We start from the raw sequence: 14,346 nt of genomic DNA on the forward strand, positions 1-14,346 counted from the left end.
ATTAATGCCTCCTATTGGTGTATTCAGAGTGTTATTCAGGTTTTTAGCACTAAAAGTGAGTGTAATTTCTCAACACATATAGTAGTTTGAATAGTGCCAATAAACCTTGTGATTTTGGAAGCATTAAAAATGTATGCTGATGATACACTTTTGTCTATGTATATATTGCCATTTGGTATGAAGACGCAAAAAATATGAAGTGGAGTGACAAAACATGAAAATTTAGGTAAACTTTTGTGTTTAGGTTCGTTCCAGTAATCTTAACACCCCAGTTTCAACCTTGCTCCAAACCAATACAGCTATGCGTAAAAGGAGGTAATTGTGAGAGAAGCATTGATGGTTTTTACTTTAGGGACTAAAAGAGTCATTCTTTTTCTAAAATTGAATAGAACTAATCACGATTGGTTAATGTTTTCAAAACGAAAATTGTTCATACTTTAAGCAGTGGCTTCTCCTCTATAAAGAGTCCTACTCTTTTAAACCTCAAGTACACACACTACTAAAGACCTAATTAACAAAGACTTACCTATCCATCTCTTAGCAATACTCCTATCTAAATGCTTGTCTCTTTCTATTCACTTGATCATAATTTGATATAGCCTTATGAATAAAGTAAAGGTATCTATTGTGACAGTCATAGGGATTATGACTTTCCAATTAATCTATGTTGCTTATAATCAATCCGAAAACATTAAGCAAAAGGATAAAATAACCCATGCAGAAAAGGATTCCACTTTTAGTAACACTGAAGAATTGCTAAAAATCAAGGAGACTAAATAATTCAAAGGTACTTTCTTATTGATGAAAGACCCTATGACTACAATATTCTGAACCTGTAGTACTAATGAAAGACCTATTACGATCTGTTATAGTTCTTCTAGCGCTTCTTTCCAATAGGTTTTTTGTTGTCCAGTCTAAGGCTCAAGGTGACGGACCATTGACCTACCCTTGCATATTTAACATTGAGGGTGATTCCAAGGAGCTTTGGAATATGAATGTTACGTATGCGTGGGTAGGTGTACCATTTGCCAAGCTAATGGCAGCTTATACACAAAGTATTAAGCAATACCCAAATATCGAACCTGGGGCAAAACGACCTTCGCATTAAACAATATCAATTACCATTTGGTAGCTTCAAACCAAAGCGTTTTATAACAACCTATATCCGTTTATTAAATTTTGAATTAGTAGTATCTTGACAGAGATAAGCTTGAACAAATGATAGCTAATGGCTATAAAACAAAAGGAATGCAAAAGACACTACTCTTCAATAGGAATGTAATTAATTTTGGAATCCCATTAGTGCTTTTAGTAGTGCTGATATTCACTATGAAGTCCTCATTTATAGCAGGAAATGATACACTATACTTAGCAGTAACAGCAGACCTAATCTTGACTATTCCTTTTGTTTATTTACTCCTTATTTTTAAAACGGGTATCCCTAAAACTACGATAGTTCCTGTAATCGTAGTTGGACTTTTAATTGGCTCATACTTCTTACCAAAGGAAGGTCAGATGTATTTAGGGCTTTTTAAATCGTGGGCGTTGCCCATTATTGAACTTGCAGTTTTGACAGTTGTTGTAATCAAATTTCGAAAAGCGCTCAAGGCTTACAGAGGGCTAAAAGATACAGTACCTGATTTTTTTGATATACTACGAAGTTCCTGTCATGATATCCTTCCCAAAAATTTAGTATTACCATTTGCTACTGAAGTAGCCGTATTTTATTACGGGTTTGTCAATTGGAAAGAAAAAATAATTACTGATAACGAATTCACCTACCATAAAAAAAGTGGGACACCTGCGCTATTTGGTGCATTTATTTTAATCATTTCTATTGAGACTATCGCTTTACATTTTTTACTTCTAAGGTGGAATACTTTAATAGCTTGGGTTCAAACTGGGTTAAGTCTATACACTGTCATTCAATTATTTGGATTTGCAAAAGCACTATCCAAAAGACCTATTTCTATGGATGATAAAAACCTGATCTTACGATATGGAATTATGAATGAGGCGCAAATACCCTATTTGGATATTGAAACTGTGTACCTATCCAAGAAAGGACTTGGTAAAGACCAATTATTCAAAACATTATCTCCCCTGGGAGAACTTGAAAGTCATAATGTAATTATCAGGCTTAAAAGAGCGCATACTTTAACTGGACTGTATGGCTTCAAGAAAAAATTTAAAACTATAGGGTTTCATCTTGATGAACCTAATGATTTCAAAGAAAAATTAGACAATATCATACAACAAGATCAATAGCATTCCTCCTTCAAAATAATACTAGTTCCAAAGACGGTGTTTCTGCTATGAGCTTGAAACACTTATAACACGCCATACAGGTTTATTAAACCTTAGGTTAGTATTATATTGGAAAGGTTTACTTTTGAACAAGTGATAGTTAAGTGTTATACAACAACAAATAATAGCTGAAATAGAAAAAAATGATACCAATTAATGACTTACTACTCTTTGGATTAGCCGCTTTGATTATGGTACTATCCCCTGGACCAAATATGATTTACCTGATTTCAAGGTCTCTGTCTCAAGGTAAAAATGCTGGAATCATTTCTCTTCTCGGAGTAATGTCAGGATTCTTATTTCATATCCTTATGGTTTCATTTGGACTTACTGCAATATTTTTTGCAGTACCATATGCATTTGTGGTGGTAAAGTTTCTTGGTGTTGTATACCTACTCTACTTGGCTTATAAATCTGTAAGATCTCAAAATAAAATTTTTGATGCTGATAAGAACCTTCAATCAAACAACCCTCTAAAGTTGTTCAACATCGGGCTAATGACAAATGTCCTTAACCCAAAAATGGCTGTTTTTTATCTTTCATTTTTTCCACAGTTTATAAAACCTGAAAATGGTTCGATTTTAAGTCAAAGTTTTCAACTAGGAATAGTTCAAATAATTATAAGCTTTTCAGTAAACTTTTTGATCGTAATTTCGGCTGCCAAATTAGCGACTTGGTTCTCCCAAAAACCACTTTGGCTCAGGGTTCAAAAATGGTTTATGGCTTCCGTATTAACTGGGCTTGCTATGAAAATGGCATTGACAAAAGTAAAATAACAGCACTGCATCTCTAAAAGCAAAATCAGGGTAAACTTGCTTACCTCTCACCCACGCTCAATTTCAATTGCCTTACAACTCATAAATGGCGGATATGTAGCTCCGTTATGTACCATCTGAGAGATATGAGTTAGACACTTCATGATATTTGAATCATGAAGATAAAACAATAAAGATTGGTTTTTGTGAACCAGACCTGAAGGGTCTGGCTTTTTTATGTCTAAAACTGATCAACAGAAATAAGAGTATACCGAATATAATGATTAGGTCAAGTTCCACCCGTCATATTTTTCACACTACACCAAAGACGCTGAAAACAATTTAAACACCCTCAATCCGTTTATTAAATCTTGGACTAGTACAATTAAAATTGAACAAACAATAGCTTTATGTTACAAAGCATACCATAAAAGCAGATGTCTAATAAGTACATATTAATGACATCTACCCAATTAGTGACATACAACCTGTTTATTAGAAACAGTATTTGAAATAAAATTAGCACTATGAATAATCGAACTACAAAATTAAGCTATCTCCTTTTAATATTAATCACTTCACTTTCAGTAACTTCAGCTTTTGGACAAAATAATGAGTTTTTACTTCAGGACTCTCAGGCTGGAATTTTTAAAGTTGGAGAAGAGATACCATTTGCTGAGGCTGAAAAAATGTCCTACATCGTACAAGAAAAAAACGATGTTATAAGTACTCCTGTTAGTGATCGTCATGAGCCATATTATCTATTTTATGCAGGTAAGGAAAAACTGGTGAAAATTATTCCAGAGTACAATTATGAGACTCAATCTTTTAACAAGAAAGTTGGTGAAGTATTCGTGTTTTCTCCAAAGTTTAAAACTACAAAAGGCATTGGGGTAGGTTCTACCGTTGAGGAGTTTGCAAGCGAGTATGCCGATTTTCAGTTGTGGTATACTTATATTAGTGATATGTATGGTATTGACACAAAAGGGTTAAACGCTCAGTTTTTGTTAAATGGAAACGATTACGTGGAGAAAGTTGACTTTGATAGTGATCTAACCATTTTGATGAAATCAAAATTCAAGGAAGGATCAAAAATTCACACTGTCAGATATTATTAGATATAAAAACAAAACCCCGAATGAACGATCATTCGGGGTTTTTAGTTACTTTTTGGATATTCTATTGTTGTTGTTCCAGAAACTCCTCTAAAGCTTGTTTATTCTTTGTATATGCCATTTTCCCAACAGCCATATGATATTTCTGCTTGTCTGAACAAAAACGATAAGCCATTTTAGCAAACTTTAATCGAGTTCCATCTAAATTGAAAATTGCCAGATAATCTAAGACCTGAGCAGTACTAATACAACCTTTTTCCATAAGAAATTCATTAGCCATTTCAACTGGTTTACCACCATTGTCCAACTCGGTTTTAATATCAGTTTTTAGCGTGGAATAATCACTAAAAGATAACTCACAGTTTTCAATAACTACCTTTTCTTCTTTATTCTCTTCCTTCTTATCATCTTCGGCTACTTCATCTTTATAACTTGTGCTTTTTATAGTAATGGCATCAATATTAACCTTAGATACAACCATTAGGTTAAACACACCTTTCCAGTTAATGGTGAACTCTTCGCTGTTTGGACTTAAATTAATTGAAAAGGTATATGATTTACCTGGAAGAAGAGCTTCCCCTTTTTTTACTATATCAGGGTTTCCGCCAGTAACGGTAAGCTTTGTGAGATCTACTTTCCCTACCTGTTCCCATTTCCATTGAATGTCACTTTTATTTGTGCATATTTTCTATCTGCATAAACATTGTACTCCATCACCTTTACATCGAATTCTTCGATAGTTTGTGTCGCTTTTTCTGCTACTACTAAGCTCTCTGCTTCCAGTGAATTTCCTGATTCAACAGCATATGTTAAACCATCGAGTACAAGCTGAAACAATTCAGTATTTGGTTGTACAGGAGCTTTTGCTCTGAACTCGTTATAAATAGTTTTGCTTTCACCCGATTTCAATATATAATTTCCAGAAAGCGAATTAACTGTACCTTTATTTTGCTTGATAGCAGCTTTCTTACGGTCAATAAACAAAATACCATCTCCAATATTTTCCACATTATAATTAATATAATATGTCGATGAAGATGGCTTAACTTTCTGAAATACAATACTAATGTGACGTCCTGAAATAGCGTTACAGATTTACAATGATACAACTTTATATGGATCCCACTAGCTCAAGTGCTGGTGGGTTTTCTTTTTTATAGGTCTTAATCTTTATCTCTCTTTGCAGGTGCATGTATTCTGGCGTTTTCATCCTGCATGATAAATGGGGTCTTTCCGTGTTGTAGATGTCTATACTCTGCTTGATTATTTTCTTCATAAGTTGGATATCATTGATTTGGATTCCTCTTATAAACTCCTGCTTAAGGATGCCATTTACGCGTTCAGCTACTGCATTTTGATAAGGATCATACTTCTCAGTCATGCTACAGGTTACCTGTGCGTCGTCCAGCATTTCTTGATAATCATCACAACAATATTGCAACCCTCTATCGGAGTGATGGATCAAGGCTTCTGCAGGGTATTCCCGTTGCAGGAGTCCCCTTTTCAATGCCCAGATAGCCCCTTGGGCATTTAAGCTGTTGGATACATCATAGCCAACAACCTTTTTGGCATAAGCATCCGTGACCAAAGCCAGGTACATCGGGTTTTGCCTTGTGCCTATGTAGGTGATATCAGCCACCCAAAGCTGCTCTGGGCGCTTTACCTCCAAGTGTTGCGTCAGGTTCTTGTGCTTACGGAAACGGTGATGTGAGTTGGTGGTCACGTGATATCTTCTGCGAGGCTTTATCAGCATATGGTTAGCCCTGAGGATATCGAAAAGCCGATCTCTTCCTACATCAAGAGTCCTTAACTCCTGTTCCAAGATGGTGTACAGTTTGCGCACACCCAAGCGAGGCTGTCGCATGCGTACCTGCGTCACTAGCTCCAATACCTTCACCGTTAGGGCTTCCCGCTTCTTTTGCTCCTGCTTACATCTGTAATAAAACTGCCTGTTTACCCCGAGTAACTCACAACATTCAACCTTGCTCCAACCGTGTTCAATGTTGCTGCCCTCGATTACTCGGGGGATATATTTTTTCGCACCGGGATGTTATATTCTTTCTCTGCCATCTCCAGCATCATATCAAAGAGAATGATCTTCTTGTCAGCTCGTTCTACCTGCTTCTCTAGGGTTTGCTTCTGACGTTCCAGCAGCTTGACTTTTTGCTCCAGCTCCAATATTCTTTGCTCAGGGGGTTTCGACATTTTTAAGGGGTGTTTGTTGGACCAGTCCAAGTTACCAAATTTTCGCAACCAGTCACGAACAGTAGATTTGGCTTGAATACCATATTTGTCACAAGCGCCCTGTACGGAGAGCTTGCCTTCTTCCAATTCAGCGACCACTTGAAGCTTGAAGGACATTGTATAATCCTTCTGAGTTCGCTTTATATAAACCTGATTTACTTGCTTCTCTTCCATGACGTTACAGTTTTGGTGTAACGCTATACTAGGACGGGACATAATGTTTTTATTTTCTATTGGCTCAGGCATATTATAAGTAACCTGTGCAATTGCTGTCATACTTATGAATATTGAAGCAATTAATAAGAAAAAAGTTTTAGCTATAACTAATATTGATAATTGAAAAAATGAAATAAGTCTATACTATAAAACCTTGATAGTTACTATAGAATACCTTTTATACCGAAGATGTAATATGGAAATATCTATTGAGTTCAAAGAAGTTTCCCAAGACAAAAAGGCTAAGAATGAAAGAGAAAATACATTGAATAAGTATGGTTTGTAGCATCTAATATAGCTGAATGGGTATGTGAAGTTTCTGTTGTTACTTCGAAAATAACGTCCAAAACCCCTAATATTATATAGCCTGACTAAGCAAAAACATAAATCTAACATTTATCAAACTGTAAATCACACATTTGGTGAGAGATAAAGTAAAGAGAGAATAGACAAAGTGACTAGTAATAGAAAGTTTACAATAAGTAAATGTGTTGATATAAATGGCGAATCTACACACTGTTAACTACCAAAATTTTGGTTTACTATAAACTCAAAGTTTTATGATTATTGGACATTGAAGCTGACACAAAATAATAGGAGTTTATGATTGGTCATACCGACCATATAAACTCCTAATTATTATACACACTGGAATAGCGTTTTTTTTATCACCCTTCTAATATAAAATCATTCATCTTCAGGGTCATTGAAGATTTCTTCAATGCGTAGCTTAAATAATTTCGATATTTTGAATGCTAATGGTAAACTCGGGTCAAACTTCCCCTTCTCAATAGCATTGATTGTTTGGCGAGAAACCCCCAATGAGTCAGCTAAATCTGCTTGCGTCATATCTTTTTCTGCCCGAAGTACTTTTAGTTTATTTTTCATGCGTAGTGCTTTTTCCCAACGAACAATGCAATCAAATATGAGATACTGATCAGCATCACCAAAAAGCCAATTTCAGCATTACCGGCAATAACATTGGCAGTATCCATTACCGAATAGCTCAATCCTCCCACAATTCCAACTCCCAAAGCAATTCCCATAGCATCCATTTGAATTTTCTTCTGAAGTTCATCAAGAACACTCAGGTGTTTGATGTTTGCCCAAATCATTCCAATACCTATAGCCAAATTAATGATGATTGCAATAATGCTCCAGGTAGTGTTTTCCCTCCAAATAAACTTTGGGCCAAAGGTGGCCAATGCTAAAGAGACGACCCACAACAGTGTCCAAATTGCTAGGTTCTTCGTCATTCTATTGATCTGATCTTTCCTTTTATCGTTTTTCATATGTCAACTATATTTGATTATTTGTAAAGTTTATTTGACATAAATGTATGAAATAAATTTAACATGACAAGTAAACTTTACTTTTTGTCATGTTAAATGCTTTATAGCACTCTATAATCGTTTATTCGATCTTGGTCTAGTACTGAAAGCAACAAGCTTGATCTAAGTTACAATTGACAAGAATAAACTTTTTTAATTATGAGAGTTTTTGGAGAGATAAAAGGTGTTATTGAAGGGCAGTTATTCGGTAATAGAATTTTATTAGCTGAGGCAGGAATACATAAACCGCATGTCGCTGGTATAAGTGGTTCAGAAAATGAAGGAGCTGATTCAATCGTAATTTCAGGTGGTTATGTTGATGACGAAGATTTAGGTGTATTTACTATATCTGAAAGTTTTGAAATAATAGGCTTAGAATCAGAATATAAAAAGCTAACAGTTCACAAGAAACACAACATTGATAAAGAATGTTTAAAATACCATAGAGAGCATCATTATAAAAAGTAACGAATAAAAGGCTTCGTATACAAATGTTTGCGATACCTCCCACATACCAATATCATGTTCAAGTCTACAAGTAAAAAACTTTAAACTTGTGTATTGGAATTATGAGAAGGAAAAAAGTCCTGAAGGAAACATAGACTCCAATCAAACAAAACGGGAAAATGGCTGTTTCAAACAACATGGATTTGAGCCGGATACGTAACCAAATCCATTTGTATCAATGTTTGTACACATGACAGCTAATTGGGTTAGAAGATGGAGGTAGCACGTTTATTATTGAAGCAATACATTCAAAAGAAAGAAGACCATAACTTATCTTTCCGGATTTTTGACTTAGCCGACAAGTCCTTGGAAGGATATGCCCAAGTTCATAAAAAAGACCATTTCTGTTTAATTTTTTTGACCCAAGGCAGTATTAAAGTTCACATTGAGGATTCCTTTCATGTGCTAAGCCCTGGGAAAATCTCCATTATTTTTCCTGACCAAATCCAGTTTATCAGTGATGCTAGTGATGATGCTATAGGCAAAATCGTACTTTTTGATGAGGTGCTTTTCTGTTCAGACATTCTCAACAATGAATTGACTGTATACAATGTAAACCTTACTTCAAAGCTAGGTTGTGTTCAACTGACAGAGACAGAGTTCCAACAGGTTTTACAATATACAAGCGCTATCGAATCAATATATGCTTTCCCTAGCCTTATCAAAAAGGAACAAGCCCGATTTTATATTAAAATCCTCCTTTTGGATATCATAGAGGCTTTGCATGGAGAAATCCCAATGCTGCAACATGAAACTGACAAGGGAATCTATATCCAGTTCAAAAAGACACTCAATACCCGTTACAAGGAACACAGGACTGTCAAGTACTATGCTGATAAGCTTGCTGTCAGCACAAAAAAGTTGAATGCGATTACAAAGAAGCATTGCGGACATACAGCTATCAGTGCGATCCACTACCGTATTCTTACAGAAATAAAGCGGCAGATGTTGTACTCTGACTTGTCGCATAAACAGATTGCCTTAGACTTGGGATTCAGTTCACCATCGGCGCTCCATAAGTTTGTCAAAGCCAAGCTGAAGGAAACGCCTACAGACCTCCAACTTAAACTGGAGCAAATGTATAACGCATAGTCCTATATTTATACTATTCCAGCTTTGGTGCGCCATACTTTTGTCATGAACTTAAAAACAAAGATCATGAGTAAATTATTCATCGCAGGGGAGGTATTTCACGGTGCTGGAAGCCTGTCCGAACTAAAAGGAATAAAAGGTACAAAGGCTTTCATCGTAATTGGTGGTGGTTCGATGAAAAGAAACGGTACACTGGATAAAACAATCAGCTACCTAAAAGAAGCTGGAATTGAAAGTACAGTATTTGACGGTGTTGAAGAAGATCCATCATCTGCTACCTGTTTTAAAGGTGCTGAAGCCATGCGTGCTTTTGAGCCTGATTGGGTGATTGGATTGGGAGGTTGCTCCGCTATCGATGCGGCAAAAACCATGTGGATATTTTATGAGTACCCAGATGCGGATTTTGATGAGCTGACGAAACCATTCAGTGTTCCTACACTCAGAAAAAAAGCCAAGTTTATTGCGATTCCTTCTACAAGTGGTACAGGAACTGAAACAACTGGTTTGGCTGTCATCACAGATAGAGAGAAGGGTGTTAAATATCCGATTGTATCGTATGAGTTGACTCCTGACATCGCTATCGTTGATGGTGAGATTTGTGCTTCTATGCCTGCCCATGTTACTTCAAACACTGGTTTGGATGCACTGACACACTGTGTTGAAGCATTTGTTTCTAACATTGATGACAATTATGCTGATGTGCTTTCTAAAGGCGGTCTTGAAATTGTATTTGACAATCTGGAAGAAGCAGTAAGAAACCCTGATAACATCAAGGCAAGACAAAAAATGCATGATGCTTCCTTTATGGCAGGATTGGCCTTCAACAATGCATGGTTGGGAATTGTACACTCCTTGTCTCATCAGGTTGGAGCCTTGTATGGCATCCCTCACGGATGTTCAAATGCTATATTCTTACCAAACGTAATTCGCTACAATGAATCGGCTACTGAAAAGTATCCAGCATTGGCGAAAGTAATCGGAGGAAACTCAGCTGAGGACTTGGCACTATCAATTGAAGACCTGAGAACGAAAGTAGGTAACATCTCTTCCATCAAAGAGTTTGGTGTTTCAAAAGAAGATTGGGACAAGAACCTGGACTATATTGCAAAAAATGCATTGGCAGACCCTTGTACAGGTTTCAATCCACGTGTACCAACACTGGAGGAGCTCAAAGCTATTTACAATGCCTGCTATGAAGGTCTTGTATATACTGAAGCATAAGAAGCTGATTGAAAAAGCATATAACAAAAAGAGAGGCTGCGTTTGTCAGCCTCTTTTTTATTTATTCCCATTCAACTATCACTGAATCCATTAAGCAGCAATACCCCACAACAGACAAAACTGCCTGTCGGGGGAATTACTTATCACACTTAATTCAGTCAGCACAGCCTTAACCGAACCTGCTTAAGACTTGTGGTTAATGATGGGGGTATATTCGAAATTCTTGAATGTGACCTCTCCCTTGCCCATTGCGCAAAGCCCGATACGCAAACTCATAAAGCCGCTCAACACATTGTGATGCATTGCCGATACTTCCGCAGAGTTCTCGGTCTTGATCCAGTTTTCACCGTCTATGCTATAATACATGTTGACTGTATTGTTCAGGTTTTGCAGACGAAGGTACACATGCCTGTTGATTACCTCCTTCTCTGTTGGGAACTGCCACCCTCTCAGGTTTGTCAAAATGTTTTGGTTATCCGCCAAAATACCTGAGTATGATTGCTGATTGTAGAAAAGTACCAGACCACCAACTGCATCCCCCTTGATTTCCAGCTCCACTTGTGCCGTATAAGAGTGGTCAGCAGGTACGATCAGCATTGGTGAACAGTCTGCTACAGCACTTCCTTTTCCCTTGATGGTAAGACCATCGTCAGAAGTCTGGTATCTGCTTGGGTCATACTCACCGAAAAACTTCCATTGCGGGTTTAGCTCATTACCCTTAAAGCTGTCACTCAACGTAAAGGCTTTTTGCGGCTTTGCACCTTTAGGCAACTTGATAGGTTTATCCACAGTGATACCTTCCGGAATTTTGAACCATCCGTCTTTTGTCCACTCAATTGGTGTCAGCAATGTCTGGCGTCCCATATTGTAGTGATCATTCTCGTATCCGTGGTACATCATCCACCATTTATGGGAAGCATCTTCAAAGACAGTTCCATGCCCTATTGAAGCCCATCTCTCTGAAGGACTTTCTGCACGGGTGATGGGGTTGTATGGAGAGTTTTCCCAAGGACCAAGTGGAGATTTAGAACGAGCTGAGATCACCATATGTCCTGTTGCCGGACCGGCTGTTCCACCCTCTGCTACAGTCAGGTAATAATATTCTCCACGCTTGAAAAGTTTTGGACCTTCCATACAGAAACACTCTATGCTCCACTCACGTGGAATCTCCCATCCATCATAACTATGCTTCACCTCTCCGGCAATTGACAAACCATCTTTTGACAAGGGCACATAGCTGCCACTGCTGAAATAAAGATACCTATTGCCTTCCTCATCCGCTACGTGTCCCGGATCAATCATGGTGATATCCAAATGTACAGGCTCACTCCACGGACCTTCGATCTTATCGGCAGTCACCACATAGTTGGTATTGTTTGCAGGAAAATAGATATAATACTTCCCGTCATGCTTTACCAAATCAGGTGCCCAGACAGAACCTACATACTTATGCAAGGCATTGGCTACTGGTGTCCAGTTGATTAAATCTGTTGAATGCCATATCAGCAGCCCCGGATAGTACTCAAACGAAGAGTGGACTACATAATAATCCTTTCCATCCACCAGAATACTCGGGTCAGGATAATCCCCTCCCATGATCGGGTTCGTGTAAACGTTTTTATCTCCCGACTCCTTGTTTCCCTGTGCATTTGCCAGCAGGCTCAAGCAGGAAAATATAATTGACAGAATAACCTTGGTATATTTCATTTTCTCTTATCGTATTTTGTTGTCCTTATTCTAATCCTGAACCTACAGCCTTTTAAAACTAATCAGGTAGACATCATTCTCCCTTAACTGGATCTCACGGCTGAACTTCCCTTTTTTATCCACTTTGACTAATTCTGTCACCTTCGGGCTACCATTGCTATTGTCTTTCAGGAAATTGACCTGTCTTTTTGTTAATTGGTCAGGTTGTCCCAATTGGGTGTACAGGGTATATGGGTCGTTATTCATATAGCCGACTGTATATATTTCCATTTGGTAGTTTCCTTCAGGAATTCCTGCAATCTCCACCTTGGCGCTTCCCTTCTGTAGAGCAGGCAAATCCTGATTAAAGTAATCCTGATTGTTTATCGAATCTTTGGGAAGTGTATAGGTATAATCCCAGAACAGCAATTGAAAATCGCCAGTACTGTTTTTACAAGCCCATGAAGCCTTGTCCTTATTTTCCAACTCCGTCTCTCCCAGCTTATTCATAAAGGAATAAGCATGGTAAGCCGATTTCTTGATGCCCTGTGTATTCATCAAACCAAAGCCACCGTGGAAAGGTGTTACTCTCGGTCCTGCTTCTTCAAAAATATCCGTAAATACCCAGTAAGACATGGAAGTGGCAGCATCATCCACCTGCTTGATCTTATTGAGGATATAAGCCGCCTGATGATAGCTGTCGTGAACAGGATCGGCAGGTGTATAAGAAGAACTCCACTCTGTAAAAAGCAATTCCAGATTAGGCATGGATGATGTTGCAATCTGCTTTCTTGAGGCAATCACTTCCCCACTTACTGCCCATTCATCTTCATTCAAAACAGTACCTGTGGTACCAAACTCATCCAAAAACCCTTGCTGTACACCATAGGCGTGTGTACTGATAAAGTCGATAGGCACCTTATTTTTCTCGCAGAACACAATCGTCTCTGGTACCCAAGCCGCTCCTGCCGTTGCTGGCCCTCCTACTTTGTATTGAGGGTTTACTGCTTTTACTCCTTGAGCTGCATACTGATAAAGCTTGAAATATTCTTCCTGTGTCCCTGCCCAAAATCCGGGTGATAAGTTAGGTTCGTTCCATACCTCGAAATACCAGGTCATGACCTCTTCCTCACCATAACGGTCAGTAAAATGCTGCACCAAATTCTTGATCAGGTCTTCCCATTTCTTATAGTCTCTCGGAGGGGTTACGTTTCCTTTCCACCAAAAAATAGTCTGGTCCCCGCTTGCCATGGCTGAAGGCATAAATCCCAACTCCACAAAAGGCTTCATGCCTAGCTCAAGGATATAATCGTATAGCGCATCAACATACTGATAGTTGTAAACCGGATTGCCCTGCCTGTCTTCCCTATACACTGCCATATCATCGGTCAACAGACCGTGCATCCTGATGTACTTGAAATCACAGTCCTCCTTTACCGCCTTCAGTTGTTGTTGCCAATCGGCTCTTAAACCTTCATTGGCACGTCCGGCTCCGATACATTCCTTAAACATGGTATTCATCGGTCCCTGCTCTTTTTGGAGGTCCACTGAAATGCTTCTTTGCTGGGCAAGAAGCAGCGAGGTACTCAGTATGATGAGCAGTAAACTCGCTATTAAAGATCTTATCATGTTGCTTATTAGTTGGTCTAAAAAAATCAGCTCGATGACTCAATCCTGTTTGCAAGTACACCCTGTTATTTGATCAACAAATAACACCTAACGAATACAAAACTCTGACATGATATAAAGGCTTCCAAGTAGGATGGTTACTACTTCGCGGACCTTCTTTTACCAAAAGCAAGCATCATCTACCGTAAGGTTCCTGCACCTAGGATTGAATACGGTAGCAATGTTAAATGATTCTTGTTATTT

General features: G+C 38.1%; 15 protein-coding genes. 7 read left to right on the forward strand and 8 right to left on the reverse strand.

The annotated features are described in order from the left end of the window. Window positions 1-844: 844 nt before the first annotated feature. From V6R21_RS02575 to V6R21_RS02590, 4 genes are all read left to right on the forward strand, one after another. Entirely contained in the window at window positions 845-1,108 is a 264-nt protein-coding gene (locus tag V6R21_RS02575) for a hypothetical protein (protein ID WP_334240591.1), read from the forward strand. Between the two features lie 140 nt (window positions 1,109-1,248). Then, window positions 1,249-2,268: a hypothetical protein gene (locus V6R21_RS02580; RefSeq protein ID WP_334240593.1), complete on the forward strand. Its 1,020-nt coding sequence runs from the start codon at window positions 1,249-1,251 to the stop codon at window positions 2,266-2,268. Between the two features lie 182 nt (window positions 2,269-2,450). After that, a complete protein-coding gene (locus V6R21_RS02585; protein ID WP_334240596.1) occupies window positions 2,451-3,083 on the forward strand; it encodes a LysE family translocator in 633 nt (210 codons plus the stop codon). A 506-nt stretch (window positions 3,084-3,589) separates the two neighbouring features. Next, window positions 3,590-4,180, forward strand: a complete 591-nt coding sequence (locus V6R21_RS02590; RefSeq protein WP_334240598.1) for a hypothetical protein — start codon at window positions 3,590-3,592, stop codon at window positions 4,178-4,180. A 61-nt stretch (window positions 4,181-4,241) separates the two neighbouring features. Here V6R21_RS02590 and V6R21_RS02595 read toward each other — a convergent pair whose 3' ends face one another. The 6 genes from V6R21_RS02595 to V6R21_RS02620 form a co-directional block, all read right to left on the reverse strand. After that, window positions 4,242-4,658, reverse strand: coding sequence for a DUF4476 domain-containing protein (locus V6R21_RS02595; RefSeq protein WP_334240600.1), 417 nt, complete (start codon window positions 4,656-4,658; stop codon window positions 4,242-4,244). A gap of 158 nt (window positions 4,659-4,816) precedes the next feature. Then, window positions 4,817-5,185 (reverse strand): hypothetical protein, encoded by a 369-nt coding sequence (locus V6R21_RS02600; RefSeq protein ID WP_334240601.1) that lies wholly within the window; start codon window positions 5,183-5,185, stop codon window positions 4,817-4,819. A 103-nt stretch (window positions 5,186-5,288) separates the two neighbouring features. Then, window positions 5,289-6,206 carry an IS3 family transposase gene (locus V6R21_RS02605; RefSeq protein ID WP_334241019.1) on the reverse strand — a complete coding sequence of 306 codons (918 nt, stop codon included), beginning with the start codon at window positions 6,204-6,206 and terminating at the stop codon, window positions 5,289-5,291. Further along, window positions 6,194-6,697: a transposase gene (locus tag V6R21_RS02610; RefSeq protein ID WP_334240605.1), complete on the reverse strand. Its 504-nt coding sequence runs from the start codon at window positions 6,695-6,697 to the stop codon at window positions 6,194-6,196. The genes V6R21_RS02605 and V6R21_RS02610 overlap by 13 nt, the downstream gene beginning before the upstream one ends. Before the next feature lie 627 nt (window positions 6,698-7,324). Next, the gene (locus V6R21_RS02615; RefSeq protein WP_334240607.1) at window positions 7,325-7,525 is read right to left on the reverse strand and encodes a helix-turn-helix transcriptional regulator; all 201 of its coding nucleotides are present in this window, start codon (window positions 7,523-7,525) and stop codon (window positions 7,325-7,327) included. Further along, entirely contained in the window at window positions 7,522-7,929 is a 408-nt protein-coding gene (locus tag V6R21_RS02620; protein ID WP_334240609.1) for a hypothetical protein, read from the reverse strand. The genes V6R21_RS02615 and V6R21_RS02620 overlap by 4 nt, the downstream gene beginning before the upstream one ends. A 198-nt stretch (window positions 7,930-8,127) precedes the next feature. Between V6R21_RS02620 and V6R21_RS02625 the strand changes: the two genes are divergently transcribed. The 3 genes from V6R21_RS02625 to V6R21_RS02635 all read left to right on the forward strand — a co-directional run bounded on the left by V6R21_RS02625 (window position 8,128) and on the right by V6R21_RS02635 (window position 10,788). Further along, complete coding sequence (locus tag V6R21_RS02625) at window positions 8,128-8,436, forward strand: YDG/SRA domain-containing protein (protein ID WP_334240611.1); 309 nt, start codon at window positions 8,128-8,130, stop codon at window positions 8,434-8,436. Between the two features lie 252 nt (window positions 8,437-8,688). After that, the gene (locus V6R21_RS02630; RefSeq protein ID WP_334240613.1) at window positions 8,689-9,567 is read left to right on the forward strand and encodes a helix-turn-helix domain-containing protein; all 879 of its coding nucleotides are present in this window, start codon (window positions 8,689-8,691) and stop codon (window positions 9,565-9,567) included. A 66-nt stretch (window positions 9,568-9,633) separates the two neighbouring features. Next, entirely contained in the window at window positions 9,634-10,788 is a 1,155-nt protein-coding gene (locus tag V6R21_RS02635) for an iron-containing alcohol dehydrogenase (protein WP_334240615.1), read from the forward strand. A gap of 183 nt (window positions 10,789-10,971) precedes the next feature. Here the strand turns inward: V6R21_RS02635 and V6R21_RS02640 are convergent, their stop codons facing one another. Further along, complete coding sequence (locus tag V6R21_RS02640; protein ID WP_334240616.1) at window positions 10,972-12,495, reverse strand: family 43 glycosylhydrolase; 1,524 nt, start codon at window positions 12,493-12,495, stop codon at window positions 10,972-10,974. 42 nt (window positions 12,496-12,537) lie between these two features. Then, entirely contained in the window at window positions 12,538-14,103 is a 1,566-nt protein-coding gene (locus tag V6R21_RS02645; RefSeq protein WP_334240618.1) for a GH39 family glycosyl hydrolase, read from the reverse strand. Window positions 14,104-14,346 lie beyond the last annotated feature (243 nt).

The organism is Limibacter armeniacum (assembly GCF_036880985.1).
In the GTDB taxonomy this organism is placed as follows: domain Bacteria; phylum Bacteroidota; class Bacteroidia; order Cytophagales; family Flammeovirgaceae; genus Limibacter; species Limibacter armeniacum.